At 38.3% G+C, this 25,596-nt stretch carries 41 protein-coding genes and 1 pseudogene; 40 read left to right on the top strand and 2 right to left on the bottom strand.

The window, feature by feature from the left end; all coding sequences use genetic code 11:
• The first annotated feature begins 138 nt into the window (after window positions 1-138).
• From tuf to ABS916_RS04915, 3 genes are all read left to right on the top strand, one after another.
• Window positions 139-1,329 carry an elongation factor Tu gene (gene tuf / locus ABS916_RS04925; protein ID WP_350450825.1) on the top strand — a complete coding sequence of 397 codons (1,191 nt, stop codon included), beginning with the start codon at window positions 139-141 and terminating at the stop codon, window positions 1,327-1,329.
• Window positions 1,330-1,522: 193 nt separating this feature from the next.
• Window positions 1,523-2,020 (top strand): kinase, encoded by a 498-nt coding sequence (locus ABS916_RS04920; RefSeq protein WP_350450824.1) that lies wholly within the window; start codon window positions 1,523-1,525, stop codon window positions 2,018-2,020.
• Between the two features lie 105 nt (window positions 2,021-2,125).
• A complete protein-coding gene (locus ABS916_RS04915; protein ID WP_350450823.1) occupies window positions 2,126-3,151 on the top strand; it encodes a branched-chain amino acid aminotransferase in 1,026 nt (341 codons plus the stop codon).
• Window positions 3,152-3,388: 237 nt separating this feature from the next.
• Here ABS916_RS04915 and ABS916_RS04910 read toward each other — a convergent pair whose 3' ends face one another.
• On the bottom strand, window positions 3,389-3,523 hold the full coding sequence (locus tag ABS916_RS04910; protein WP_350450822.1) for a hypothetical protein: 135 nt from the start codon (window positions 3,521-3,523) through the stop codon (window positions 3,389-3,391).
• A gap of 37 nt (window positions 3,524-3,560) precedes the next feature.
• On the opposite strand from ABS916_RS04910, the gene rpsJ reads away from it, so the two are divergent.
• From rpsJ to rpsI (ABS916_RS04730), 36 genes are all read left to right on the top strand, one after another.
• Window positions 3,561-3,869 carry a 30S ribosomal protein S10 gene (gene rpsJ, locus ABS916_RS04905; RefSeq protein WP_350450821.1) on the top strand — a complete coding sequence of 103 codons (309 nt, stop codon included), beginning with the start codon at window positions 3,561-3,563 and terminating at the stop codon, window positions 3,867-3,869.
• Between the two features lie 28 nt (window positions 3,870-3,897).
• Window positions 3,898-4,530 (top strand): 50S ribosomal protein L3, encoded by a 633-nt coding sequence (rplC, locus tag ABS916_RS04900; protein WP_013712033.1) that lies wholly within the window; start codon window positions 3,898-3,900, stop codon window positions 4,528-4,530.
• Window positions 4,531-4,555: 25 nt separating this feature from the next.
• The gene (gene rplD / locus ABS916_RS04895; RefSeq protein WP_035020872.1) at window positions 4,556-5,179 is read left to right on the top strand and encodes a 50S ribosomal protein L4; all 624 of its coding nucleotides are present in this window, start codon (window positions 4,556-4,558) and stop codon (window positions 5,177-5,179) included.
• Complete coding sequence (gene rplW, locus ABS916_RS04890) at window positions 5,179-5,463, top strand: 50S ribosomal protein L23 (RefSeq protein WP_007725672.1); 285 nt, start codon at window positions 5,179-5,181, stop codon at window positions 5,461-5,463. Before rplD ends, rplW begins: the two co-directional genes overlap by 1 nt.
• Before the next feature lie 37 nt (window positions 5,464-5,500).
• Window positions 5,501-6,334 (top strand): 50S ribosomal protein L2, encoded by an 834-nt coding sequence (rplB, locus tag ABS916_RS04885; protein WP_350450820.1) that lies wholly within the window; start codon window positions 5,501-5,503, stop codon window positions 6,332-6,334.
• Window positions 6,335-6,388: 54 nt separating this feature from the next.
• Window positions 6,389-6,667, top strand: a complete 279-nt coding sequence (rpsS, locus tag ABS916_RS04880) for a 30S ribosomal protein S19 (RefSeq protein ID WP_035020868.1) — start codon at window positions 6,389-6,391, stop codon at window positions 6,665-6,667.
• A gap of 23 nt (window positions 6,668-6,690) precedes the next feature.
• Complete coding sequence (gene rplV, locus ABS916_RS04875) at window positions 6,691-7,047, top strand: 50S ribosomal protein L22 (RefSeq protein ID WP_013712029.1); 357 nt, start codon at window positions 6,691-6,693, stop codon at window positions 7,045-7,047.
• A 3-nt stretch (window positions 7,048-7,050) separates the two neighbouring features.
• Window positions 7,051-7,707 carry a 30S ribosomal protein S3 gene (gene rpsC / locus ABS916_RS04870; RefSeq protein WP_350450819.1) on the top strand — a complete coding sequence of 219 codons (657 nt, stop codon included), beginning with the start codon at window positions 7,051-7,053 and terminating at the stop codon, window positions 7,705-7,707.
• 2 nt (window positions 7,708-7,709) lie between these two features.
• A complete protein-coding gene (gene rplP / locus ABS916_RS04865) occupies window positions 7,710-8,144 on the top strand; it encodes a 50S ribosomal protein L16 (RefSeq protein ID WP_035020865.1) in 435 nt (144 codons plus the stop codon).
• Window positions 8,134-8,328: a 50S ribosomal protein L29 gene (gene rpmC / locus ABS916_RS04860; RefSeq protein WP_013712026.1), complete on the top strand. Its 195-nt coding sequence runs from the start codon at window positions 8,134-8,136 to the stop codon at window positions 8,326-8,328. The genes rplP and rpmC overlap by 11 nt, the downstream gene beginning before the upstream one ends.
• Before the next feature lie 27 nt (window positions 8,329-8,355).
• Window positions 8,356-8,622: a 30S ribosomal protein S17 gene (gene rpsQ, locus ABS916_RS04855; RefSeq protein ID WP_350450818.1), complete on the top strand. Its 267-nt coding sequence runs from the start codon at window positions 8,356-8,358 to the stop codon at window positions 8,620-8,622.
• A 50-nt stretch (window positions 8,623-8,672) separates the two neighbouring features.
• Window positions 8,673-9,041 carry a 50S ribosomal protein L14 gene (gene rplN / locus ABS916_RS04850; RefSeq protein WP_013712024.1) on the top strand — a complete coding sequence of 123 codons (369 nt, stop codon included), beginning with the start codon at window positions 8,673-8,675 and terminating at the stop codon, window positions 9,039-9,041.
• A gap of 35 nt (window positions 9,042-9,076) precedes the next feature.
• The gene (rplX, locus tag ABS916_RS04845) at window positions 9,077-9,388 is read left to right on the top strand and encodes a 50S ribosomal protein L24 (protein WP_350450817.1); all 312 of its coding nucleotides are present in this window, start codon (window positions 9,077-9,079) and stop codon (window positions 9,386-9,388) included.
• A 26-nt stretch (window positions 9,389-9,414) separates the two neighbouring features.
• Window positions 9,415-9,954, top strand: coding sequence for a 50S ribosomal protein L5 (rplE, locus tag ABS916_RS04840; RefSeq protein WP_023179552.1), 540 nt, complete (start codon window positions 9,415-9,417; stop codon window positions 9,952-9,954).
• Between the two features lie 18 nt (window positions 9,955-9,972).
• On the top strand, window positions 9,973-10,158 hold the full coding sequence (locus ABS916_RS04835) for a type Z 30S ribosomal protein S14 (protein WP_013712021.1): 186 nt from the start codon (window positions 9,973-9,975) through the stop codon (window positions 10,156-10,158).
• A gap of 31 nt (window positions 10,159-10,189) precedes the next feature.
• Complete coding sequence (rpsH, locus tag ABS916_RS04830; protein ID WP_350450816.1) at window positions 10,190-10,588, top strand: 30S ribosomal protein S8; 399 nt, start codon at window positions 10,190-10,192, stop codon at window positions 10,586-10,588.
• 31 nt (window positions 10,589-10,619) lie between these two features.
• Entirely contained in the window at window positions 10,620-11,156 is a 537-nt protein-coding gene (rplF, locus tag ABS916_RS04825) for a 50S ribosomal protein L6 (protein WP_013712019.1), read from the top strand.
• 48 nt (window positions 11,157-11,204) lie between these two features.
• Complete coding sequence (gene rplR, locus ABS916_RS04820) at window positions 11,205-11,561, top strand: 50S ribosomal protein L18 (protein WP_350450815.1); 357 nt, start codon at window positions 11,205-11,207, stop codon at window positions 11,559-11,561.
• Between the two features lie 20 nt (window positions 11,562-11,581).
• Window positions 11,582-12,082 carry a 30S ribosomal protein S5 gene (gene rpsE / locus ABS916_RS04815; protein WP_350450814.1) on the top strand — a complete coding sequence of 167 codons (501 nt, stop codon included), beginning with the start codon at window positions 11,582-11,584 and terminating at the stop codon, window positions 12,080-12,082.
• Window positions 12,083-12,097: 15 nt separating this feature from the next.
• Window positions 12,098-12,277 carry a 50S ribosomal protein L30 gene (rpmD, locus tag ABS916_RS04810; protein ID WP_013712016.1) on the top strand — a complete coding sequence of 60 codons (180 nt, stop codon included), beginning with the start codon at window positions 12,098-12,100 and terminating at the stop codon, window positions 12,275-12,277.
• A gap of 45 nt (window positions 12,278-12,322) precedes the next feature.
• A complete protein-coding gene (gene rplO / locus ABS916_RS04805) occupies window positions 12,323-12,763 on the top strand; it encodes a 50S ribosomal protein L15 (RefSeq protein WP_013712015.1) in 441 nt (146 codons plus the stop codon).
• Window positions 12,763-14,058 carry a preprotein translocase subunit SecY gene (gene secY / locus ABS916_RS04800; RefSeq protein WP_350450813.1) on the top strand — a complete coding sequence of 432 codons (1,296 nt, stop codon included), beginning with the start codon at window positions 12,763-12,765 and terminating at the stop codon, window positions 14,056-14,058. The genes rplO and secY overlap by 1 nt, the downstream gene beginning before the upstream one ends.
• Before the next feature lie 58 nt (window positions 14,059-14,116).
• The gene (locus ABS916_RS04795; RefSeq protein ID WP_350450812.1) at window positions 14,117-14,770 is read left to right on the top strand and encodes an adenylate kinase; all 654 of its coding nucleotides are present in this window, start codon (window positions 14,117-14,119) and stop codon (window positions 14,768-14,770) included.
• A gap of 261 nt (window positions 14,771-15,031) precedes the next feature.
• Window positions 15,032-15,250, top strand: coding sequence for a translation initiation factor IF-1 (gene infA / locus ABS916_RS04790; RefSeq protein ID WP_013712012.1), 219 nt, complete (start codon window positions 15,032-15,034; stop codon window positions 15,248-15,250).
• Between the two features lie 34 nt (window positions 15,251-15,284).
• The gene (gene rpmJ / locus ABS916_RS04785) at window positions 15,285-15,398 is read left to right on the top strand and encodes a 50S ribosomal protein L36 (protein WP_007722194.1); all 114 of its coding nucleotides are present in this window, start codon (window positions 15,285-15,287) and stop codon (window positions 15,396-15,398) included.
• Between the two features lie 31 nt (window positions 15,399-15,429).
• Window positions 15,430-15,795, top strand: a complete 366-nt coding sequence (rpsM, locus tag ABS916_RS04780) for a 30S ribosomal protein S13 (RefSeq protein WP_035020846.1) — start codon at window positions 15,430-15,432, stop codon at window positions 15,793-15,795.
• Window positions 15,796-15,818: 23 nt separating this feature from the next.
• The gene (gene rpsK, locus ABS916_RS04775; RefSeq protein WP_007722186.1) at window positions 15,819-16,205 is read left to right on the top strand and encodes a 30S ribosomal protein S11; all 387 of its coding nucleotides are present in this window, start codon (window positions 15,819-15,821) and stop codon (window positions 16,203-16,205) included.
• Window positions 16,206-16,278: 73 nt separating this feature from the next.
• On the top strand, window positions 16,279-17,223 hold the full coding sequence (locus ABS916_RS04770) for a DNA-directed RNA polymerase subunit alpha (protein WP_007722184.1): 945 nt from the start codon (window positions 16,279-16,281) through the stop codon (window positions 17,221-17,223).
• A gap of 26 nt (window positions 17,224-17,249) precedes the next feature.
• Complete coding sequence (rplQ, locus tag ABS916_RS04765) at window positions 17,250-17,630, top strand: 50S ribosomal protein L17 (RefSeq protein WP_007722182.1); 381 nt, start codon at window positions 17,250-17,252, stop codon at window positions 17,628-17,630.
• A gap of 1,019 nt (window positions 17,631-18,649) precedes the next feature.
• Window positions 18,650-19,489: an energy-coupling factor ABC transporter ATP-binding protein gene (locus tag ABS916_RS04760; RefSeq protein WP_350450811.1), complete on the top strand. Its 840-nt coding sequence runs from the start codon at window positions 18,650-18,652 to the stop codon at window positions 19,487-19,489.
• The gene (locus tag ABS916_RS04755; RefSeq protein ID WP_350450810.1) at window positions 19,465-20,355 is read left to right on the top strand and encodes an energy-coupling factor ABC transporter ATP-binding protein; all 891 of its coding nucleotides are present in this window, start codon (window positions 19,465-19,467) and stop codon (window positions 20,353-20,355) included. The genes ABS916_RS04760 and ABS916_RS04755 overlap by 25 nt, the downstream gene beginning before the upstream one ends.
• A complete protein-coding gene (locus tag ABS916_RS04750; RefSeq protein WP_350450809.1) occupies window positions 20,352-21,149 on the top strand; it encodes an energy-coupling factor transporter transmembrane component T family protein in 798 nt (265 codons plus the stop codon). Before ABS916_RS04755 ends, ABS916_RS04750 begins: the two co-directional genes overlap by 4 nt.
• A gap of 91 nt (window positions 21,150-21,240) precedes the next feature.
• Window positions 21,241-22,053 (top strand): tRNA pseudouridine(38-40) synthase TruA, encoded by an 813-nt coding sequence (gene truA / locus ABS916_RS04745; RefSeq protein WP_350450808.1) that lies wholly within the window; start codon window positions 21,241-21,243, stop codon window positions 22,051-22,053.
• A gap of 1 nt (window position 22,054) precedes the next feature.
• Entirely contained in the window at window positions 22,055-22,552 is a 498-nt protein-coding gene (locus ABS916_RS04740; RefSeq protein WP_350450807.1) for a GNAT family N-acetyltransferase, read from the top strand.
• A gap of 358 nt (window positions 22,553-22,910) precedes the next feature.
• Window positions 22,911-23,357, top strand: coding sequence for a 50S ribosomal protein L13 (gene rplM, locus ABS916_RS04735; protein ID WP_007722173.1), 447 nt, complete (start codon window positions 22,911-22,913; stop codon window positions 23,355-23,357).
• A gap of 13 nt (window positions 23,358-23,370) precedes the next feature.
• On the top strand, window positions 23,371-23,763 hold the full coding sequence (rpsI, locus tag ABS916_RS04730; RefSeq protein WP_035020835.1) for a 30S ribosomal protein S9: 393 nt from the start codon (window positions 23,371-23,373) through the stop codon (window positions 23,761-23,763).
• A gap of 286 nt (window positions 23,764-24,049) precedes the next feature.
• Here rpsI (ABS916_RS04730) and ABS916_RS04725 read toward each other — a convergent pair whose 3' ends face one another.
• Window positions 24,050-24,877, bottom strand: coding sequence for a sulfurtransferase (locus tag ABS916_RS04725; RefSeq protein ID WP_089977279.1), 828 nt, complete (start codon window positions 24,875-24,877; stop codon window positions 24,050-24,052).
• 359 nt (window positions 24,878-25,236) lie between these two features.
• Between ABS916_RS04725 and rpsI (ABS916_RS04720) the strand changes: the two are divergent.
• Window positions 25,237-25,335: pseudogene (rpsI, locus tag ABS916_RS04720) on the top strand (30S ribosomal protein S9); the annotation flags it as partial.
• Window positions 25,336-25,596: the final 261 nt, after the last annotated feature.

Here is a 25,596-nt window from a genome sequence, read left to right as displayed (position 1 = left end):
TCTTAATTTGCTCTCCAACGTTAAGTATTGATTTTCTAATGAATAATCGTTATAATTTTTACAAATGATGGGGACGGAATAAACTTATTCTGTTCTTATCACTAAAAAACAACTCACTATGAGGAGGAAATTACTAAAATGGCAAAAGAAAAATACGATCGCTCAAAAACGCACGTTAACATTGGTACTATTGGACACGTTGACCATGGTAAAACAACATTAACTGCTGCAATCACAACTGTATTAGCTAAAAGAGGTTTCAAGAGTACTGCAACGGACTACGCTTCTATCGATGGAGCTCCTGAAGAACGCGAACGTGGAATCACGATCAACACTTCTCACGTTGAATACGAAACTGAAACTCGTCACTACGCTCACGTAGACTGCCCAGGCCATGCTGACTATGTTAAAAACATGATCACTGGTGCTGCACAAATGGATGGAGCTATCTTAGTGGTATCTGCTGCTGATGGTCCAATGCCACAAACTCGTGAACACATTCTATTGTCTCGCCAAGTTGGTGTTCCATACATCGTTGTTTTCTTAAACAAAGTTGACCAAGTTGATGATGAAGAATTACTAGAATTAGTTGAAATGGAAGTTCGTGATTTATTATCTGAATATGACTTCCCAGGCGATGACACTCCAGTTGTTTCTGGTTCAGCTCTTAAAGCTCTTGAAGGCGTTGAAGAATTCGAAAATAAAATCATGGAATTGATGGATGCTGTAGATTCTTACATCCCAACTCCAGAACGTGATACTGACAAACCATTCATGATGCCAGTTGAGGATGTATTCTCAATTACTGGACGTGGAACAGTTGCTACCGGACGTGTAGAAACTGGACAAATTAAAGTCGGTGAAGAAGTAGAAATCATCGGAATTCATGAAGCTACTACTAAATCAACAGTTACTGGTGTTGAAATGTTCCGTAAATTGTTAGACTTTGCTCAAGCAGGGGACAACATTGGTGCATTATTACGTGGGGTTGCTCGTGAAGACATCCAACGTGGACAAGTTTTAGCTAAACCAGGTTCAATTACTCCACATACAAAATTCTCAGGTGAAGTTTATATCTTATCTAAAGAAGAAGGTGGACGTCACACTCCATTCTTCGCTAACTACCGCCCACAATTTTACTTCCGTACTACTGACGTAACTGGTGTTGTTGAGTTACCAGAAGGTACTGAAATGGTTATGCCAGGAGACAACGTTACAATTAACGTTGAATTGATCGCACCTATCGCTATCGACCCAGGTACTAAATTCACTATTCGTGAAGGTGGACGTACTGTTGGAGCCGGCGTTGTTGCTTCAATCGAAGCTTAATCAACTCTAAAAATAAACATTAAAAATTGACTCTATCTGGTATAGAGCGTGATCATACGAGAAAAAAGCCCTGTCATTGCGACAGGGCTTTTTTATTTGGCAACGAATAGTGGTTTTCAAAAGAAAATTCTTATGGATAGAGTATAATAGATAAGAAGACTATCAGACTATCTATTCACTAGGAGTTGTAAAGATGAACTCAAAACTAATTATTTTGCGTGGGAATTCTGGAAGTGGTAAAACAACAACGGCTTTAAAGTTGCAAGAACTATTGGGTGAAGCTACTTTAGTGGTTTCTCAAGATGTAGTTAGGCGAGACATGCTTAAAGTCAATGATCGAGATGGCAATCTATCTATCGGCTTAATCAAGCAAATTGCGGAATACGGATTAGGGAAGTGTCCTGTTGTCATTGTAGAGGGGATCATGGTCAACGAGAGGTATAAAAATATGCTGCTAGATTTAATAAATATGTTTAAACCGAATGTTTATACTTATTACTTTGACATACCTTTTGATGAGACTCTTGACAGGCATAAAAAAAGAACGAAGGTAAATGAATTTGGCGAAAAAGAGATGCGTAGTTGGTGGAATGAAAAGGATTATCTAGGAGTTCCGCATGAAAAAATGATTCCAAAAGAGTTGACACAAGAAGAAGTTGTACAAGTTATAGTGAATGATTTAGGGAAGTAAAAATGAATGGACATATAGATAAAATTTTTATAATAGTAAGAAAACTCTCATAATTTTATCATTGTTATGTTACACTAAAGAGCATTAGTGATAAGGAGTGATAGAATGACAAAAACTGTAGATATTGACTGGAATAATTTAGGTTTTAGTTACATAAAAACCGATTATAGATACATTTCGTTCTGGAAAGATGGAGAATGGGATAATGGAACTTTGTCAGAAGACAATAAAGTTCATATCAGTGAAGGGTCGACAGCCTTACACTATGGACAAACAGTTTTCGAAGGGATGAAAGCTTACCGGACAAAAGACGGTTCAATCAATTTGTTCCGACCGGATCAAAATGCTGAACGTATGCAACGCAGCTGTAGAAGATTAATGATGCCTGCTATACCGACAGATGCATTTATCGAGGCTGTTAAAAAAGTAGTAAAAGCAAATGAACAGTATATTCCGCCATATGGTACAGGAGGTTCATTGTATCTTCGTCCTTATATGATTGGTGTAGGAGATAACATTGGAGTAAAGCCAGCAGAAGAATATCTATTTTCTATTTTTTGTATGCCTGTTGGTGCTTACTTTAAAGGTGGATTGAAGCCAACTAACTTTATGGTTTCTGATTATGATAGAGCTGCTGGAAATGGAACTGGAGCAGCAAAAGTTGGAGGAAACTATGGAGGCAGCTTGCTTCCCGGAGCTGAGGCTCACAAACGCAATTTTAGTGATGCAATTTATTTAGATCCGACAACCCATACTAAGATAGAAGAAGTAGGTTCAGCAAATTTCTTTGGGATTACAAAAGATAATAAGTTTGTGACACCGGTATCGCCTTCTATTTTACCGAGCATCACAAAATATTCATTGCTTTATCTAGCGAAAGAACGTTTGGGGCTTGAAGTTGTCGAAGGAGATGTATTGATTAATCAACTAGATAATTTTAAAGAAGCTGGGGCCTGTGGAACAGCTGCTGTTATTTCGCCAATTGGTGGGATACAAAATAAAGATGATTTTCACGTCTTTTATAGTGAAACAGAAACTGGACCAGTGACAAAGAAATTGTATGAAGAACTTACCGGAATTCAGTATGGTGATGTAGAAGCACCAACTGGTTGGATTCAAAAAGTAGACTAAAGTAAAACGGTTAGGATATTATATAGAAGAAATAAATAAATCAAACAAATAAATAGACAAACAAAACAAAATAAGCTAAGATGGGAAACGTTGATGTATTCCTAACTTAGTTTATTTTTTTCATGGAACTAGATAGATGAGAAAATTTGCAAAAATAGATAACTATTTTTTAGATAGAATAAATTAATTTAGCAAACATCAAAAAAAGCTTGATTAAAAAAGTGTTTTTTTGTATAATTAAAAAGGTGCTGATTTCATAAGTGGAATCGTGCTAGGGGTATTCGAAAGAAACCCAATGGCTATGAAACGAGAGGTTGCGACACACCCGGCCGCTTTGTCACGGCGCGTGTGACGGAAATTTTCGTGGAGCAATGTCTAATTTATAAAAATAGGCGAAGGAGGGAAAATAATGGCAAAACAAAAGATTCGTATCCGCTTAAAAGCATATGAACATCGTATCTTAGATCAATCAGCGGAAAAAATTGTAGAAACAGCAAAAAGAACTGGTGCTAGTGTATCTGGTCCAATTCCATTGCCAACAGAAAGAACTCTTTACACTGTGATCCGTGCGACTCACAAATATAAAGATTCTCGTGAACAATTTGAAATGCGTACTCACAAACGTGTGATTGATATTGTTAATCCAACATCTAAAACTGTTGATGCTTTAACAAAACTAGATCTACCATCTGGCGTAGATATCGAAATCAAGCTTTAATTTTAAAAAATATAATGGAGGTGTACTCATGACCAAAGGAATCTTAGGAAAAAAAGTAGGAATGACACAAGTCTTTACTGAGTCTGGTGAATTAATTCCAGTAACTGTAATCGAAGCAACTCCAAACGTTGTTTTACAAGTTAAAACAATCGAAACGGATGGTTACGAAGCAGTTCAATTGGGTTACCAAGATAAACGTGAAGTATTGTCTAATAAACCTGCAATGGGTCACGTAGCAAAAGCAAATGCTACTCCTAAGCGCTTCATTCGTGAATTTGACGATGTTGAGCTTGGGGACTACGAAGTAGGACAAGAAGTGAAAGTTGATGCTTTCAAAGCTGGAGACATCGTTAATGTAACGGGGACTACCAAAGGTAAAGGATTCCAAGGTGTTATTAAACGCCACGGACATAGTCGTGGACCAATGTCCCACGGATCTCGTCACCACCGTCGTCCAGGGTCAATGGGTCCTGTAGATCCTAACCGTGTATTCAAACGCACATTACTACCAGGTCGTATGGGCGGAAATCGCGTAACTATCAAAAATCTTGAAGTTGTTCGCGTTGACGTTGAAAAAAATGTAATTCTTATTAAAGGAAATGTACCTGGGTCTAAAAAATCCTTAATCCAAATTAAATCAGCTTTTCAAAAAGCTAAATAAAAATTAAGAGAGGAGGAACAAAGGAATGCCAAACGTAGCCTTATACAAACAAGATGGTACACAAAATGGTGAAGTTACTTTAAACGACGCTATTTTCGGTATCGAACCAAACGAAAACGTTGTTTTTGATGCAATCATCATGCAACGTGCTTCATTAAGACAAGGAAATCACGCAGTTAAAAACCGCAGTGCAGTACGCGGTGGTGGACGTAAACCGTGGGCTCAAAAAGGAACTGGTCGTGCTCGTCAAGGGTCAATCAGATCTCCACAATGGCGCGGTGGTGGAATCGTCTTCGGACCAACTCCACGTTCATACAGCTACAAACTTCCTAAAAAAGTTCGTCGCTTAGCAATCAAATCTGTTCTTTCTACTAAAGTAGTAAGCGGAGATTTAATCGTTGTTGACGCATTGAACTTTGATGCACCAAAAACTAAAGAATTTGCACAAGTGTTAAAAAATCTAAATGTTGATTCTAAAGCGTTTATCGTAGTAGAAAACGACAATGATTTCGCAACATTATCTGCTCGTAACCTTCCAGGAGTTAAAGTTGTAGCTTTTGATAATGTTACTGTGTTAGATGTTGTAGCGCATGAAAAATTGATTTTGACACAAACTGCTCTAACTAAGCTAGAGGAGGTTCTTCAATAATGGATGTACGTGACGTAATCTTGCGCCCAATTATCACTGAAGCAGCAATGGCTGCTCAAGATAACAAAAAATACACTTTCGAAGTGGATGTTCGCGCAAATAAAACTCAAGTAAAACAAGCGATTGAAGAAATTTTTGACGTAAAAGTTTCTAATGTTAACATCATGAACGTACGTGGAAAATTAAAACGTATGGGTAAACATACTGGATACACTAAAAAACGTCGTAAAGCAATCGTAACTTTAACAACTGAATCAAAAGAAATCGAATTGTTTGAAGCTTAATTAAAGCTTTGAAAATAAACATCGGGAGGTAAAACACGTGGGTATTAGAAAGTACAAACCTACCACAAACGGCCGTCGTAATATGACTGGTTCTGATTTCGCAGAAATCACTTCAACAACGCCTGAAAAGACTTTGTTGGAACCAAACAAAAGAAAAGCCGGACGTAACAATGCTGGTAAAATCATGGTACGTCACCGTGGTGGCGGACATAAACGTAACTACCGTGTTATCGACTTTAAACGTAATAAAGACGGTATCGTGGGTATCATCAAAACTATTGAGTACGATCCAAATCGCTCAGCTAACATTGCTTTAGTACAATACGTTGATGGTATTAAAACATACATCATCGCACCTAAAGGAATCCAAGTAGGACAACAAATCGTTTCAGGAGAAACAGTAGATATCAAAACAGGAAATGCTCTTCCATTAGAAAACATTCCTGCTGGTACTGTAATCCACAATATTGAAATGAAACCAGGTAAAGGTGCACAATTAGTTCGTTCAGCTGGAACTAGCGCGCAAGTGTTAGGTAAAGAAGGCAAATACGTATTGATTCGCTTAAACTCAGGTGAAGTTCGTCTAATCTTAGGAACTTGTCGTGCAACAATCGGTTCTGTTGGTAATGAACAACATGAATTGATCAACATTGGTAAAGCCGGACGTTCTCGTTGGTTAGGCAAACGCCCAACTGTTCGTGGATCTGTAATGAACCCGAACGATCACCCACACGGTGGTGGTGAAGGTAAAGCTCCAATCGGACATGCTGGTCCAATGACTCCATGGGGTAAACCTGCTCTTGGATTGAAAACACGTAACAAGAAAGCTCAATCTAATAAATTTATTACACGTCGTCGTAAAACAAAATAAACCTAGGTTAGTTGGTTTTACCAACTTTCCTAAGGAATGGAAGGAGGTTCACCCATGGGTCGTAGTCTTAAAAAAGGACCTTTTGTCGATGAACACTTAATGAAAAAAATGAATGCAATGGCCGAAGGCGAAAAGAAATCTGTCGTTAAAACTTGGTCACGTCGTTCAACAATTTTCCCGAGTTTCATTGGTTACACAATCGCAGTCTATGATGGACGCAAGCATGTACCAGTTTACATTCAAGAAGACATGGTCGGACACAAATTAGGTGAATTTGCACCAACAAGAACATACCGTGGTCACACTGCGGATGATAAAAAAACTAAACGTTAATTTTGAGAGGAGGATAACTCGATATGGCAGAACAAATTACAGAAGCTAAAGCAACTGCTAAAACTGTTCGTATTGCAGCTCGTAAAGTTCGTTTAGTTGTCGATCTTATTAGAGGGAAAAGCATCGGAGAAGCAATTTCAATTTTGAAATTCACTCCACGTGGTGCTTCTCCAGCAATCGAAAAAGTTTTAATGTCAGCAATTGCTAATGCAGAACATAACTACGATTTAGACGTAGAAAACTTGGTAGTAAGCGAAGCTTATGTTAACGAAGGACCAACGATGAAACGTTTCCGTCCACGTGCAAAAGGATCAGCTGCACCAATCTTGAAACGCACAAGCCACATTACAGTAGTGGTATCTGAGAAAAAGGAGGGGTAATCTGTGGGTCAAAAAATTAATCCAACAGGCTTACGTGTAGGTATTATTCGCGATTGGGATTCTAAATGGTATGCAGAAAAAGATTTTGCAAACTTTTTACATGAAGACATCGCTATCCGCGAATATATTGCAAAAAAACTAAGCGAAGCTTCTGTTTCTAAAGTTGAAATTGAACGTGCCGCTAACCGTGTTAATGTTTCAGTACACACTGCTAAACCAGGAATGGTAATTGGTAAAGGTGGTTCTGAAGTTGACGCATTACGTAAAAAATTAAATGATTTAACAGGCAAAAGAGTTCACATCAACATCGTGGAAATCAAACGCCCTGACCTAGACGCTAAATTAGTCGGCGAAGGAATTGCTCGTCAACTAGAAAGCCGTGTTGCTTTCCGTCGTGCTCAAAAACAAGCTATCCAACGCACAATGCGTGCTGGAGCTAAAGGTATTAAAACAATGGTTTCTGGCCGTTTAAATGGTGCAGATATCGCTCGTAGCGAAACACATTCAGAAGGAACTGTTCCTCTTCATACATTGCGTGCCGACATCGACTACGCATGGGAAGAAGCAGCTACAACTTACGGTAAACTAGGCATAAAAGTTTGGATCTACCGTGGAGAAGTTCTTCCTGCAAAAAAGAACACTGAGAAAGGAGGGAAATAATCATGTTAGTACCTAAACGTGTAAAATTCCGTCGTGAGTTTAGAGGTAAAATGCGCGGTGAAGCTAAAGGTGGGAAAGAAGTAACTTTTGGTGAATGGGGTTTACAAGCCGTAGAATCAAAATGGATCACAAACCGTCAGATTGAAGCATCTCGTATTGCAATGACACGTTACATGAAACGTGGTGGGAAAGTATGGATTAAAATCTTCCCTCATAAATCATATACGTCTAAAGCAATTGGAGTTCGTATGGGTTCTGGTAAAGGAGCACCTGAAGGTTGGGTTGCACCAGTTAAACGTGGAAAAATCATGTTTGAAGTTGATGGAGTATCAGAAGAAGTAGCTCGTGAAGCACTTCGTTTAGCTTCTCATAAACTACCTGTTAAAACTAAGATTGTAAAACGTAAAGAAATTGGTGGTGAATCGAATGAAAGCTAATGAACTTAAAGAGTTAACCACTGCTGAAATGGTTGAGAAAGAAAAAGCATTTAAAGAAGAGTTATTCAATCTAAGATTCCAGTTAGCTACTGGCCAACTAGAAAATACTGCTCGTTTAAGTGAAGTTCGCAAATCGATTGCACGTATTAAAACTGCGTTACGTCAAGCTGAATTACAAAAATAGTTGATTGTCAAAGGAGGTCACCAAACAATGAGTGAAGAACGTAATCAACGTAAAGTCTACCAAGGCCGAGTTGTTTCAGACAAAATGGATAAAACGATTGTTGTCGTAATAGAAACTCAAAAGAAACACAGCCGTTACGGTAAACGTATTAAATACTCAAAAAAATATAAAGCACATGATGAAAACAATGTTGCCAAAATTGGCGATATCGTAAAAATTATGGAAACTCGTCCGTTGTCATCTACAAAACATTTCCGTTTAGTAGAAGTTGTTGAAGAAGCTGTTACAATTTAAGGTTTTTCAACAAATAACATAGTTTCCAAATCTGGAAGGAGGATACCACAGTGATCCAAACAGAAAGTCGTTTGAGAGTTGCAGATAACTCAGGAGCTCGTGAAGTCTTAACTATTAAAGTATTAGGCGGATCAGGCCGTAAAATTGCTAACATTGGTGATGTAATTGTTTGTACTGTAAAACATGCAACACCAGGTGGCGTTGTCAAAAAAGGTGAAGTCGTTCGTGCTGTTATCGTTCGTACTAAATCAGGAGCTCGCCGTTCAGATGGTTCTTACATTAAATTTGATGAAAATGCATGTGTAATTATCCGTGACGATAAGAGCCCACGTGGAACTCGTATCTTTGGACCAGTTGCTCGCGAATTGCGTGACAACAACTTCATGAAGATCGTTTCACTTGCTCCAGAAGTTCTTTAATAATCAACCATCCACAAAGGAGGTGCGTGAAAGACATGTACATTAAAACAGGCGATAAAGTAAAAGTTATTACTGGTAAAGACAAAGGAACTGAAGCTGTTGTATTAAAAGCTTTTCCTAAAAAGGATCGTGTAATCGTAGAAGGCGTTAATGTTATGAAAAAACATCAAAAACCTAACTCAGCGAATCCACAAGGTGGAATCATTGAAATGGAAGCCCCTATCCACGTTTCAAATGTTATGCTTATAAACGCTGCAACTGGCGAACCAACTCGTGTTGGCTTTAAAGTTGAAGACGGCAAAAAAGTACGTATTTCTAAAAAAACCGGTGAAGTTTTAGATAAATAATAGATAAGGAAGGAGGTATGAACTTCATGAACCGCCTTAAAGAAAAATATATCCAAGAAGTAACACCTTCAATGGTAGAAAAATTTGGTTACAAATCAATTATGCAAACTCCTAAAGTAGATAAAATCGTTATCAACATGGGTGTGGGTGATGCTGTATCAAATGCTAAAAATTTAGACAAAGCTGTTGATGAGTTAACAGTTATTTCTGGTCAAAAACCATTAATCACTAAAGCAAAAAAATCAATCGCTGGCTTCCGTTTACGTGAAGGTATGCCGATTGGTACTAAAGTAACATTACGTGGAGACAGAATGTATGATTTCTTAGATAAATTAGTTTCTGTTTCACTTCCTCGTGTACGTGACTTTCACGGTATCAGCAACAAGTCTTTTGACGGACGTGGAAACTACACGTTAGGCGTTAAAGAACAATTAATCTTCCCAGAAGTTGACTACGATAAAGTAGACAAAGTCCGCGGAATGGATATTGTTATTGTAACTACTGCTAATACAGACGAAGAATCTCGTGAATTGTTAACACAACTTGGAATGCCATTCCAAAAATAAGAATAGGAGGCGAACTACGTGGCTAAAAAATCACAAATTGCTAAAAACAAACGCCCTGCTAAATTCTCAACTCAAGCATATACTCGTTGTGAACGCTGTGGACGTCCACACTCAGTTTACCGCAAATTTAAACTTTGCCGTATTTGCGTCCGTGAACTTGCCTATAAAGGACAAATTCCTGGCATGAAAAAAGCAAGCTGGTAATACGATACTCGCATAAAGGAGGCTAAATTCAATGGTCATGACAGATCCGATTGCAGATTTTCTAACTCGTGTACGTAATGCTAACCAAGCACGTCACGAACAACTAGAAGCACCTGCATCAAAAATTAAAAAAGATATTGCTAACATTTTGAAACGTGAAGGTTTCATTAAAGATGTTGAATACATGGAAGATGACAAACAAGGCGTTATCCGCGTTTTCTTAAAATACGGAAAAGACAACGAACGTGTTATCACAGGATTGAAACGTATCTCTAAACCAGGTTTGCGTGTATACGCTAAAGCTGGCGAAGTACCTAAAGTTCTTAACGGACTTGGTATTGCGATCGTATCAACTTCTGAAGGTGTCATCACAGATAAAGAAGCAAGAGCAAAAAATATTGGTGGCGAAATTATCGCTTACATTTGGTAATAAGAAAGACTAATCAAGGAGGTGTATTGCTGTGAGCCGTATAGGTAATAAAACAATCACTATCCCTGAAGGCGTAACGGTTACTCGTAATGAGGACATCGTTACTGTTAAGGGACCAAAAGGTGAATTGAGTCGTTCTTTCAGCCCAGTTATCACAATGAATGTAGAAGGTAACGAAATTAACTTTTCTCGTCCAAATGACTTGAAAACAAATCGTGCACTACATGGCACAATGCGTGCTAATTTAAACAACATGATTGTTGGTGTAACTGTTGGTTTTGAAAAAACATTAGAATTAATTGGTGTAGGGTACCGTGCACAATTACAAGGTAACAAACTTGTATTGAACGTTGGTTACTCTCATCCTGTAGAATTTACTGCAGAAGAAGGTATTAACATTGAAGTTCCTGCTAACACTAAAGTAGTTGTTAAAGGAACAAACAAAGAAAAAGTTGGCGCTTTAGCTGCTAACATCCGTGGCGTACGCCCACCAGAGCCTTATAAAGGTAAAGGAATTCGTTATTCTGACGAAATCGTACGTCGTAAAGAAGGTAAAACAGGTAAATAATAGCCTGGCTGCCTAATTTTCAACCATAAAATTAAAGAGGTGACAATTGTGATTACAAAACCAGACAAAAACAAACTACGTCTGAAAAGACATGGTCGTGTACGTTCTAAAATTTCTGGTACTGCAGAGTGCCCACGCTTAAACGTGTTCCGTTCTAATAAAAACATCTACGCTCAATTAATTGATGACGTAGCGGGTGTAACGCTAGCAAGTGCATCTTCATTAGACAAAGAAGTTTCAGGAGAAACAAAAGTAGCTCAAGGTTCAGCTGTTGGTTCAGCTATCGCTAAAATCGCTACTGAAAAAGGTATCAAACAAGTAGTCTTTGACCGTGGTGGATACCTTTACCATGGCCGTGTGCAAGCTTTAGCTGAAGCTGCTCGCGAAAATGGACTAGAATTTTAAAAAAAGGAGGAATACCACACATGGTTTACATCGATCCAACACATTTGGAATTAGAAGATCGTGTCGTTTCAATCAACCGCGTAACTAAAGTTGTTAAAGGTGGACGTCGTCTACGTTTTGCTGCTATCGTTGTTGTCGGAGATAAAAACGGACACGTAGGTTTCGGTACTGGTAAAGCACAAGAAGTACCAGAAGCTATCCGCAAAGCAATTGAAGATGCTAAAAAGAATCTTATTGAAGTACCTATGGTAGATACTACGATTCCTCACGCAGTTATTGGTCGTTATAGCGGCGGTAACATTTTAATTAAACCTGCTGTTGCCGGTTCTGGGGTTTCTGCTGGTGGTCCAGTACGTGCCGTATTGGAATTAGCTGGAGTTGCAGACGTAACAAGCAAATCATTAGGTTCAAGCACACCGATCAACATGATCCGTGCTACTGTTGATGGCTTATTACAATTAAAACGCGTTGAAGAAGTTGCAAAACTTCGTGGAAAAACTGTAGAAGAAATTATAGGATAAGGAGGACATTAAGAAATGGCTAATTTAGAAATCACTTTAAAACGTAGCGTTATCGGACGTCCTCAAAACCAAAAAGATACAGTTCAAGCTCTTGGTTTAAGAAAAATCAACAGTACTGTAGTTAAACCTGCTAATGAAGCTATCACTGGTATGGTTAAAACAATCTCACATTTAGTGGACGTTAAAGAAGTATAAAAACATTTGTAAGTAGACTTTTATTGAAGGAGGTGCCTAATCTATATGAAACTTCATGAATTACAACCCGCTGAAGGATCTCGTAAAGTGCGTAACCGCGTTGGACGTGGGACTTCATCAGGCAATGGTAAAACATCAGGTCGAGGCCAAAAAGGACAAAACTCACGTTCAGGTGGTGGCGTACGTTTAGGATTTGAAGGTGGTCAAACACCATTATTCCGTCGTGTACCAAAACGTGGATTTACAAACATTAACCGCAAAGAGTATGCTATCGTAAATCTTGATACATTAAACCGTTTCGAAGATGGTACAGTAGTAACACCAGCGTTGTTAATTGAAACAAAAGTCATCAAATCTGAAAAATCAGGGATTAAAGTTTTGGGTAACGGACAAGTTGAACGTAAACTTACTGTTAAAGCAAGCAAATTCTCCCAAGCAGCTAAAGAAGCTATTGAAGCTGCTGGTGGTTCAATTGAGGTGATCTAATGATCAAACTGCTTATAGAGTCCTTTAAAACAAAGGAAATTCGTAGTAGAATCCTCTTCACTTTAGGTATTTTAATCGTATTTAGACTAGGAACTCATATAACGGTTCCTGGTGTTAATGCGGCTGCTTTACAAGATCTATCCTCAAATAGTTCTTTGTTTAGTTTGTTAAATACATTTGGTGGAGGAGCATTAGACAGTTATTCTATTTTTGCACTCGGTGTTTCACCCTATATCACTTCTTCAATTGTTGTTCAACTGTTGCAAATGGACATTATTCCTAAGTTTGCTGAATGGGCAAAACAAGGTGAAGTAGGCCGTAGAAAATTAAATCAAGTTACAAGATACTTAACGATTGGTTTGGCTTTTGTTCAAGCAATCGGTATCTCGTATGGATTTAATGCTCTAGTGGACCAAGGTTTGGTTATCAATCCTAGTACAACTACTTATCTTATGATTGCTATTCTGTTAACCGCCGGAACAATGTTGGTTATGTGGCTTGGAGAACAAATTACAGTTAAAGGATTTGGTAACGGGATCTCAATGATTATCTTCTCAGGTATCATTGCTCGCGTACCTTCTGATTTAGGAGACTTTTACAATTCGCAGATTCGAAATGCTGGAGACGATATGGCGCAAGCTATTCTCTTTGCTGTTTTGATTGCCATTGCTTTTGTAGCAATTGTTGTAACTGTCGTTTACGTCGAAAATGCAAGAAGAAAAATTCCTGTTCAATACTCAAAACGCTCAGCTGGCTCAGGTCAGGACACTCACTTGCCGTTGAAAGTAAATTCAGCTGGTGTAATTCCAGTAATCTTCGCAAGTTCATTTATTATGACACCACAAACAATCTTAGGATTCTTTAGTGCAGCGAATGCTGATGCACAATGGTACATCATTTTAAATAAGGTTTTTAATTTGCAAGAACCGCTTGGAGCAGTATTATATACTGTTTTAATTGTAGTCTTTACTTACTTCTATGCATTCATTCAAGTGAATCCAGAGAAAGTTGCTGAGAACTTACAAAAACAAGGCGGATATATTCCTAGTGTGCGACCTGGAAAACCTACTCAAGACTTTATCTCTTCAACGTTAACGCGTTTGAGTACAGTCGGAGCAGTATATCTAGGAGTTATCGCAATACTACCAATAATTGCGTCGAACGTTTGGAACTTGCCTCAATCTGTTTCTCTTGGCGGAACCAGTCTACTTATCGTAGTTGGTGTAGCTTTAGAACTGATGAGACAACTTGAAGGACAAATGTCTAAGAAAAATTACCAAGGCTTTATACAATAAGAAGAAAGTGTTGGGGATTATCCTCGGCACTCATTCTTACATTTAAGGAGGAAAAATTTTGAATCTCATTTTAATGGGTCTTCCTGGTGCAGGGAAAGGAACGCAAGCTGAACAAATTGTTGACACTTACCATGTGCCACACATTTCTACAGGGGATATGTTCCGAGCTGCTATCAAAAATGAAACTGCCTTAGGATTAGAAGCTAAAACTTATATGGATAAAGGCGATTTAGTACCTGATGAAGTAACAAACGGGATTGTAAAAGAACGTTTAGCTGAAGCAGATACTGAAAATGGATTCTTGCTAGATGGTTTTCCAAGAACGCTTAACCAAGCGCAAGCTTTGGAAGCAATCTTAAAAGATCTAAACAAAGAATTAGATGCTGTTGTTTACATCAGTGTTAACAAAGATATCTTAATGCAACGTTTGACTGGACGGATTATCTGTCGTTCATGTGGTGCTACGTATCATAAAATCAATAAACCACCAGTGGTTGAAGGTACTTGTGATCGTTGTGGTGGACATGAATTCTATCAAAGAGATGACGATAAACCAGAAACTGTTGAAAATCGTATTAGTGTTAACCTTGAGTTAACCGAACCTCTATTAGACTTTTATAAAAAACGTAATGTGTTATACACCGTAAATGGTGAAGATGACGTTAAAGATGTTTTCAAAGACATCCAAGACATAATTGCAAACACTAAGTAAATGAACAGAGCAACAATGGCTTCAAGATTTTCTTGATAGAAGTCACAGCCAGCTAGCTCATGGTTAAAATTGCTTGATCAGTTAACGAGCGAGGCTACTTGTCACTATATTTAATTTGTGGTACAATATTCGAGGTGTTGTGTTTTCAATGCTGGCATACTGTATTAGTAATAAGAAGATTAAACAAATAGAAGGTGAGGGCTAAGTGCGCTCACTGTTTATCGCGTATTAACGCGAAACAATTTTAAGGAGGTACTAGGCGTGGCGAAAGACGATGTCATTGAAATTGAAGGAACAGTCGTTGAAACTTTGCCGAATGCAATGTTTAAAGTCGAACTTGAAAATGGCCATGTTGTATTGGCTCACGTTTCAGGTAAAATCCGAATGCACTACATTAGAATCCTACCAGGAGACAAAGTCACAGTTGAGTTGTCACCTTACGATTTATCACGTGGTCGCATAACTTATCGCTTTAAATAATTGTACTCCGTCAATAAAATAGGAGGTATAGTTCATGAAAGTAAGACCATCAGTAAAGAAAATTTGTGACAAATGCAAAGTTATCCGTCGTAAAGGACGTGTTATGGTGATTTGCGAAAACCCTAAACACAAACAACGTCAAGGATAATCATTTAAAAAAACAGGAGGTGTAATTGTTAATGGCTCGTATTGCAGGTGTAGATATTCCGCGTGACAAACGTGTAGTAATTTCTCTAACTTATGTATATGGAATCGGTAAAACAACAGCTCAAAAAGTCTTAAAAGATGCTGGCGTATCAGAAGAAATTCGTGTACGTGACTTGTCAAATGATCAATTAGACGCTATTCGTGCGACAATTGATACATTAAAAGTTGAAGGTGACCTTCGTCGTGAAGTAAGCCAAGATATCAAACGATTGATTGAAATCGGATCATACCGAGGCATACGTCATCGCCGTGGTTTACCAGTTCGTGGACAAAACACGAAAAACAACGCGCGTACTCGTAAAGGCCCAGCTAAATCAATTGCAGGCAGAAAAAAATAAAACATTAGTAAGGAGGTAACCTCATGGCAAAAAAAGTTACACGTAAACGTCGTGTTAAAAAGAATGTAGAAAGCGGAGTTGCACATATTCGTTCTACTTTTAACAACACAATCGTAATGATTACAGATGTACATGGAAATGCGATTTCATGGTCTTCAGCAGGAGCTCTAGGATTCCGCGGATCAAAAAAATCTACTCCATTTGCAGCACAAATGGCAGCAGAAGCAGCTGCTAAAGTAAGTATGGAAAACGGAATGAAAACTGTAGAAGTTGCAGTTAAAGGACCAGGTTCTGGTCGTGAAGCAGCAATCCGTTCTTTACAAGCTACAGGATTAGAAGTTACAGCTATTCGTGACGTAACTCCAATTCCACATAATGGATGCCGCCCTCCAAAACGCCGTCGTGTTTAATTGAGAGCCGCTTCACTATGTCGGGTAGCACTCAGTAACATGAATTTAACGTTTTGAAAGGGGTATAGATAGAATGATCGAAATTGAGAAACCAAGAATTGAAACGATTGAGATCAGCGATGATGCCAAGTTTGGTAAATTCGTTGTAGAACCACTTGAACGCGGTTATGGTACAACGCTAGGAAATTCTCTACGTCGTATTTTGTTGTCTTCTCTTCCAGGAGCAGCAGTAACTACTATTCAAATTGATGGTGTATTACATGAATTTTCAACTGTCGATGGTGTTGTTGAAGATGTAACATCAATCATTTTAAATATTAAAAAACTTGCTCTCAAGTTATATTCTGGTGAAGACAAAACGATTGAAATTGATGTGAAGGGTCCAGCAGTAGTAACAGCAGCTGATATCATTTATGATAGCGATGTTGAAATTCTAAATCCTGATTTGTACATTTGTACAGTTGCAGAAGGCGCACGTTTCCACGTACGCATGACAGCAAAATCAGGCCGAGGATATGTACGAGCTGAACACAACAAACAAGATGATATGCCTATTGGTGTATTACCAATCGATTCAATTTACACCCCGGTTAGTCGTGTGAATTATCAAGTCGAAAATACTCGAGTGGGTCAGAAAAATATTTCTGACAAGTTAACACTTGATGTTTGGGCAGATGGTTCAATTAGTCCAGAAGAGGCTGTTAGTTTAGCAGCTAAAATTCTTACAGAACATTTGAATGTCTTCGTAAATCTAACAGATGAAGCTCGTAAAGCTGAAATCATGGTAGAAAAAGAAGAAACTCATAAAGAAAAAATGCTTGAAATGACGATTGAAGAACTTGATTTATCTGTACGTTCATACAACTGTTTGAAACGCGCTGGAATCAATTCTGTTCAAGAGTTAACTGATAAAACTGAAGCTGAAATGATTAAAGTACGTAATCTAGGACGTAAATCACTTGAAGAAGTGAAATTTAAGTTAGCTGAATTAGACTTAAACTTACGCCAAGACGACTAGTACTGTAACAAGGGAGGAAATGTACAATGGGTTACCGTAAATTAGGACGTACAAGTTCACAACGTAAAGCAATGCTACGCGACTTAACTTCTGATTTGATCATCAACGAACGTATCGTAACAACTGAAGCTCGCGCTAAAGAAGTCCGTAAAACGACTGAAAAAATGATTACTTTAGGTAAAAAAGGCGATTTACACGCACGTCGTCAAGCTGCAGAATTCGTACGTAACGAAGTCGCTTCTGTTAAAGAAGAAGGCGAAGATATCGTTGTTCAATCAGTTTTACAAAAATTATTTAGCGATGTTGCTCCACGTTACGCTGAGCGTCAAGGTGGATACACACGTATCATGAAAACTCAACCACGTCGCGGCGATGCTGCACCAATGGTTATTATTGAATTAGTTTAATTTTAATGTGGTGCTAAAATGACGAGTTGCCGCGTGTATTTAGTACTTACAGAAATTGTTTGAAATTCAATGTGTTTCACTTTTTAGATGTATGCAAAGAGTGTTATGATGATGGGATCAATTTTATTGGTTTCCAAGTCTAGCTCGAAACTTCTCCTGATTTGAGTTTGCTCATTCAGGAGAGGTAAATTCATCAAAAGAAAGTGATTTTTTTTGTCTTAAGAAAGGAAGCAAATAGGTGGGGGTGTCCATATATTTGTTTCCTTTTTTAATACAAAAAGATAAGTGAAACAAATAGTATTTGACCGTGTAAAAAGAAAATTCTTCTGAAATGTACGGGTTTATTTGTGGAGAGCCATGGGACCGTCTGAAGCCTTATCTTTAGACTTTTAAGCCTCAAACAAAGCTTAGTCGCTAAAGCGATAGCGCTTTGTCATTTGCATTGAATGCTTTACACGGCTACAAGCAACCCCTATTCCTCCAGAAATTTTAACTAAGCTAATTCTTATGCTGTTACAACTATTCAACTATTCATTAGACTGTAGTGTGCTTGTGCTGCACAAAAGCAGTCTCTCCTAATGGATAAGGTCATAGAATGTCCTTTAACGGACAAGTGGAGTAGAAAAGGGTCGTCACTCTTCCATGAAACGGCTCTTCACGGAAGAGTGACATCTAAAGGTTTGGTCACTCTTCCATCAAAGCAGGTTTAATGGACAAGTGAAGCAATAATATGTACTCACTCATCCATGAAAAGGGAATCAATTTGAGAATAAGTTATTTTTGTTTCAAAAAAATGAAAAGAAAGTTAAAAGTTCTGTAAAATAGTGTCAAGACACCCCAAAAAAAGATTGTGTAATGTTATACTATAAAGCAGTAAGTAATTTAGGCCTGAGGAAAAGCAGCATTCGTTGTGTGTATTGCAACGTAGCTTATTTTTTGTTAGTCTTAACTAAATTTGTACTTAGAAAGCTTGAAAAGGAGCGATTCTTTTTTAGTATATAGAACGTGAGGAATGTTCAGTGAATAAAATCATAACGTTAAAAGATATTTCCTATCAATACCATGAAACTGATGATCGACCAGCGTTAAATAATGTCTCTCTTTCTATTGAGGAAGGCGAATGGATCGCTATTATCGGTCACAATGGTTCTGGTAAGTCTACTCTGGCAAAAACGATCAATGGGTTAGTTGCTCCTAGTCACGGTGAAGTAACCGTTGGTGGGCTTATTTTAAGTGAAGAAAACATTTGGAAAATTCGTGAAATGGTCGGAATGGTTTTTCAAAATCCGGATAATCAATTTGTAGGCTCAACGGTTCAAGATGACGTCGCATTTGGATTAGAAAATCAAGGAATTCCTAGAGATGAAATGATTGAGCGCGTAAAAAGCGCTATTACACGAGTGAAAATGCACGATTTTATGGAGAAAGAACCGGCTCGTTTATCGGGTGGACAAAAACAACGGGTAGCGATTGCTGGAGTGGTTGCATTACGCCCGCAAATTATTATTTTGGATGAAGCAACGAGTATGCTGGACCCTCAAGGAAGACAAGAAGTTTTGGCAACGGTCAAGGAGATCAAAGAAAGAGCCAATTTAACAGTTATTTCGATCACGCATGATATCGATGAAGCAGCAAATGCCAATCGTGTCCTAGTAATGAAAAATGGGGAATTGGTACAAGAAGGAACGCCAGAAGAGATTTTTTCTTATGGGGATCAATTGATTGAAATGGGTCTTGATCTGCCATTTGCTGAGAAGCTGAAAAGCGACTTGCGTGATCGCGGAATCGATGTTCCGACAGAGTATTTAACCGAAGAAGGGATGGTGGACTGGTTATGGACATTACTTTCGAAAAAGTAGGCTATACCTACCAAAAAGGGACACCTTTCCAAAATCGGGCACTTTTTGATATTGACTTGCACATTAAAGAAGGCAGTTTTACCGCTTTAGTAGGGCATACAGGTAGTGGAAAATCTACTGTACTGCAACACTTGAATGCCTTGATGAAGCCTAGTGAAGGAACGGTAACGATTGGGGACCGTGTCATTACGTCACAATCTAACAATAAGAACTTGAAAGGCATTCGTAAAAAAGTCGGAATCGTCTTCCAATTTCCGGAGTCACAGCTGTTTGAAGAAACGGTAGCTAAGGATATTGCTTTTGGACCGAAAAACTTTGGAGCTACAGAAGAAGAGGGTCTTGAGTTAGCGAAGCGTATGCTGCCTATAGTGGGCTTAGACGAGTCTTACTTGGAACGCTCACCGTTTGACCTGTCTGGTGGCCAAATGCGACGTGTGGCGATTGCCGGCGTTTTAGCGATGGAACCTGAAGTCTTGGTCTTAGATGAACCGACTGCAGGCCTTGATCCACAAGGACGCAAAGAAATGATGGAGATGTTCTATCAGTTATACCGTACGCAAGGGTTGACCATTATCTTAGTGACTCACCAAATGGATGACGTAGCAAATTACGCCGATCATATGGTTGTTCTTGAAAAAGGGACAGTCATTAAAGAAGGTGCTCCGCAAGACGTGTTTAAAGACGCAGAGTGGCTTGAATCAAAGCAGTTAGGTGTTCCTGCTGCCGTTTCGTTTGGTAGCCTCTTGAGCGAGAAAACGGGCCTTATCTTTAATGGCTTACCGTTAACGACTAATGATTTAGCAGATGTGATTGCGGCATCTTTGAAACTGCAACCCAATGAGTCAGAAGCAGGTGATGCCAAATGATGGATAAATTGATTTTTGGTCGTTACATTCCTGGAGATTCATGGATCCATAAATTAGATCCAAGGGCTAAATTGCTTGGAACAGTTATTTTTATCGGCATTATTTTCTTAGCCAACAATTGGATGACGTATTTGCTATTATTGGCGTTTGCGCTAACAGCGATTCGCTTATCAACGATTAAACTGAGCTTCTTTATCAATGGAGTCAAGCCACTAATCTGGCTGATACTCTTTACCGTGATCTTACAAGTACTGTTTACCGGTGGAAGCACGGTGTACTTTGATTGGGGTCCAATTATTATTTCTCAAGAAGGATTATTGAATGGTGTCTTCATTTTTTGCCGCTTTGTCTTGATCATTTTTATGTCGACATTGCTGACATTGACCACTATGCCATTATCGTTGACAGATGCAATTGAATACTTATTGCGTCCCTTGAAAGCAGTTAAAGTACCCGTTTATGAAATTGCCTTGATGTTGTCGATCGCCTTGCGCTTTGTGCCAACATTGATGGATGAAACCGAAAAAATTATGAACGCACAACGCGCTCGTGGAGTGGATTTTGGAGAAGGCAATATTTTCCAACAAATGAAAGCTATTGTTCCCATCTTGATTCCTTTATTCGTCAGCTCATTTAACCGCGCGGAAGAATTAGCTACGGCTATGGAAGCCAGAGGGTACAAAGGTGGCGAAGGACGTACAAAATACCGTCAGCTCGAATGGGTGTCACGCGATACCGTAGCGATGCTGGGTTATGCTGTATTGACCGTCGGATTAGTCGTATTGAGAAATTGATGCAAGAAGAAAAAGAACCTTTCTGCTAGGTGCGAAAGGTTCTTTGACTTTTAATGCCCCTAGAACAAGTTAGTGTAAAGGAGTCAAACAAATGAAATGGATACGTTATAAAATGATCGTGCAATACGATGGGACACACTTTGCTGGATTCCAAATCCAACCGCGCGATCGGACAGTGCAAGGCGAGATTCAAAAAGCGTTAAAAATTATGACCAAAGGAATAGAAGTGATCATTCATGGATCTGGAAGAACGGATTCCGGGGTACATGCTAAAGGGCAAGTCATTCATTTTGATTACCCATTTATGATCCCAGCTAAAAATATGAAGCGCGCATTGAACAGTTTAACGACGGATGAGATTTTTGTAAAAGAGGTCTCCATTGTTGAAGATGATTTTCATGCACGGTACAATACTTCTGGGAAAAAATATCAGTACCGTGTCGATTTAAATGAGATACCGGATCCGTTTAAACGGTTATATACGTTACACCATCCGTATCCACTTGATATGGACAAATTGAAAAATGCACTGAGAGACCTGGAAGGCGAACATGATTTTGCAAGTTTTTGTGCCAGCAACAGTGGCAGAGAAAATAAAGTACGTACTGTATATGAAGCCAGTGTAGTGAAAGACGAATTCAACAATGAATTGCTTTTTACCTTTAGAGGGAACGGCTTTTTATACAATATGGTGCGTATTTTTGTGGGTACATTATTGCAAATCGCAAATGGATTGCGCCCAGCAGATGAGATCCAACGCTTGTTAGAAGTTAAAGACCGCAATGAAGCTGGTCCTACGGCTAAACCTCAAGGATTGTATTTGATGGAAGTTTACTATGAATCGTCAATCGCAAAAAAAGGCACAGATTATCAAGAAATCAGTGAAGTAGGAGAGCAGGTGTAGCATGAACTGGATCATACGGTCAAGTAAGCGAAGTGATTATCTCCAATTGATGGCCATTGAAAATCAAATCTGGCATTTAGGTAACACGCCTCATGTCACAACTTATGAAACAGTAGAGGATTATGAGAAGCAGTATACTGAGGGTTCACAATTGGTAGCCGTAGCAGAAGAGAATCAGCAAATTGCAGGCTTCTTAGGGTTTCATACTCCTAGTAGCTTAGCTCCTCACCAGAAGACGTGGAGCATTGATGTAGGCGTTCATCCCGATGCAGAAGGTAAAGGGGTAGGATCAGCTTTACTAACGGCTATTAAGGCCTTAGCGGCTGAACAAGGGATTCATAAATTAAGCCTACGAGTATTGTCTACGAACCCGGCTGCAATTCACTTGTATCAAAAAAATGGCTTTGAAGTAGAAGGCCGTTTAAAGGATGAATTCTTGATTGAAGGTAAGTTTATTGATGATTTGTTTATGGCGTACTTTTTAGATTATTTTTTTTAAATCTGATATAAAAATGAAATGTCTTCTGGGATGGACGGGTTTGCTTGTGGAGAGCTATGGGAGCGCCTGAAGCCTGTGGTCTTCAGACTTTTAAGCCTCAAACAAAGCCTAATCGCTTAAGCGCTAATGCTTTGTCATTCGTATTAAATCCTTAACATAGCTACAAGCAACCCCTATTCCTCCAGAAATTTCACATGGATTAATCACAATAATGAAAAAATGAATTATTTCTATTAAAATAATTGACAAAAGTCAATATTAAGGTTAGAATATTAAATGGTATTGTTTGCCACCACGATGAGCCCCGGAAACTTATTGTGCATTCAAACAAACAGATAAGAATATGGAGGAATAAAACGTGCGTACAACTTATATGGCAAAACCAAATGAAGTAGAACGTAAATGGTATGTGGTAGACGCAACTGATATCCCTATGGGACGTATGTCAAGTGTAGTCGCAGCTATTTTACGTGGTAAAAATAAACCAACTTACACACCAAATGTTGATACAGGTGATTTTGTAATTGTAATCAACGCTGACAAAACGAAATTAACTGGTAAAAAAGCAACTGACAAAATCTATTCTCGTAACATCGACGGTAACCCAGGTGGATTGAAACAAATCTCTGCTGGTGCATTACGTGCTAAAGATTCTCGTAAATTAATCGAATTATCTGTCAAAGGTATGCTTCCTAAAAACACTTTAGGTCGCGCTCAAGGCATGAAATTACATGTTTACGGTGGAGCAGAACACAATCACCAAGCGCAACAACCTGAAGTATTAGACATCACAAACTTAATTTAAGGAGGGAATATCTATGGCACAAACACAATATATCGCAACAGGAAGACGTAAAAATTCAACTGCTCGCGTACGCTTAGTACCAGGTACTGGTAAAATCATCATGAACAAAAAAGATATCACTGAATACATCCCATTCCCATATTTACACGAAGTTGTTAAACAACCTTTAGCTCTTACAGAAACTTTAGGTAGCTACGACGTACATGTAAACGTAAATGGTGGAGGATTCACTGGTCAATCAGGAGCTGCCCGTCATGGTATCTCTCGTGCGTTATTAGAAGTTGATCCAGATTTCCGTGGCCCATTAAAAGCTGCAGGTCTATTAACTCGTGACCCACGTATGGTTGAACGTAAGAAACCAGGTTTGAAAAAAGCGCGTAAAGCTTCACAATTCTCAAAACGTTAATTTACTTTATATATATATCAAAAAGGAACTGCTTATATGGCAGTTCCTTTTTTATGCATAAAAATCTGATAATTTAATAACTCTCTGAGAACATGATAATTTCAATGTCGTTTGCCTTTCGCCCATTGGGGTTTAGGGTGATATAATAACCTTAGATAGATGTTCTACTAAAGTAATGACTTGTGCTGTGTCTACCTTAATTTTGTTTTGGATAAACTCAAACGTAAAACCTGAAATTTATTCGCTTTATCGATAAAGGGGTATAAAACAATGTTTTCCCTGATTTTTAGTCTTTTACCACTTGACTGTTTTCGTAACTGACCCAGTCACTGTAGCCTCCTAGGTACAACCTCGGCTCCAATCCAGCTTCTTCCATAAACAACATATTTACTGTCCCGGTTATCCCAGATCCGCAGTGAACGATAATATCCTCATATTCTTCCAGAGATTTAAACTTTTCGTTTATATTGTTGTTGTCTATTATAGTACCTTCATCAACTAAATCCATCCAAGGATAGTTTAAAGCACTGGGGATATGTCCAGGCAATTTATCTAATGGTTCCACTTGTCCAGAATACCGTTCATACGCTCTGGAATCGATTATTACTGTTTGTTCTAAGTCAACAGCAGCCTTTACTTCAGAGTGTTCTGCAATCATGGATTCATTTAAATTCAAACTTAGAGCTCCAGAAGATTGCGGCTCGGCAATAACTGTAGTAATTTCTAATTCATTATCGACCCAATGTTTTATACCGCCTTCTAATAAAAATACCTTATCTTTACCAGCGTATCTTAACAACCACCATAATCTGCCTGCCATCGCCAGATCCCCGTTATCATAAATGATTACTGTAGAAGAGTCAGAAATACCCAGCTGCTTCATTTCCGTAATAAATACTTCCATATCTGGTAAAGGATGCCGACCGCCATGCTTGCTGACTTTTCCAGTCATTGTATCTTCTAAAGAGACGAACTGAGCTCTTTTTAGATGTCCTTTTTTATATTGATTATATCCGGCTTTTGGATCATTTAATTCTGCGCGAGCATCAAGTAAGATTAAGTTATCATTTGAATAATTTTCTAATAACCATGTTTGTGTAACGAAATTTTTCATAAAATCCTCCTAAATTAACAATTTTTTTAGAAAAAGAAGAATCATGGATCTGTTAAGCTAATATTATTTTTTAAAATGAGCAGATATAGTAGCATTGAAGTGGGTTTCTCATACAATAAGTTTGAGATAGGAGAGATTCTTTATTGAATAGGTTGGTATGGGATTCCTCATATCTCTATGATAACATCAATGTTTTTTTATTTAAAATAAAGTTATTCTATACCCGATCATAAAGCACCCTTGGAGGGATCTCTATGTATTTAGTAGAATTACAACAAAGAGATCGACGTCATACGGTGGGTTTGTTTAGAGAAAAAAGGAAGCCGTTATCCTTTTACAAAATATATGGTTACTCCTGAAAAGCTGCAGGTCTATTAACTCGTGACCCACGTATGGTTGAACGTAAGAAACCAGGTTTGAAAAAAGCGCGTAAAGCTTCACAATTCTCAAAACGTTAATTCGTTATTATATCAAGGGTTTTGGACATCCACCAATAAACCACTTTTAATTTTAAATGTGGTTTATAAGAACCGATTGTAAAATTAGTCTAGATAAATAAAAAGAACTATTCATGGTACACTCAAACTGTATTTTTCTCCCCAAAAAAAACCAATGGGTGATTTATTGTGCTTTTATATTCTTACGAAATAAATATAAAAAGTATTGTATAATAAAGAAAAGCACAATTGTATGAACTAAGCTTTATTATTGTAAGATAT

The sequence above is a fragment of the Carnobacterium sp. genome, assembly GCF_040274945.1.
Lineage (GTDB): Bacteria > Bacillota > Bacilli > Lactobacillales > Carnobacteriaceae > Carnobacterium_B.
This window is presented reverse-complemented; position numbering and strand designations above follow the sequence as displayed.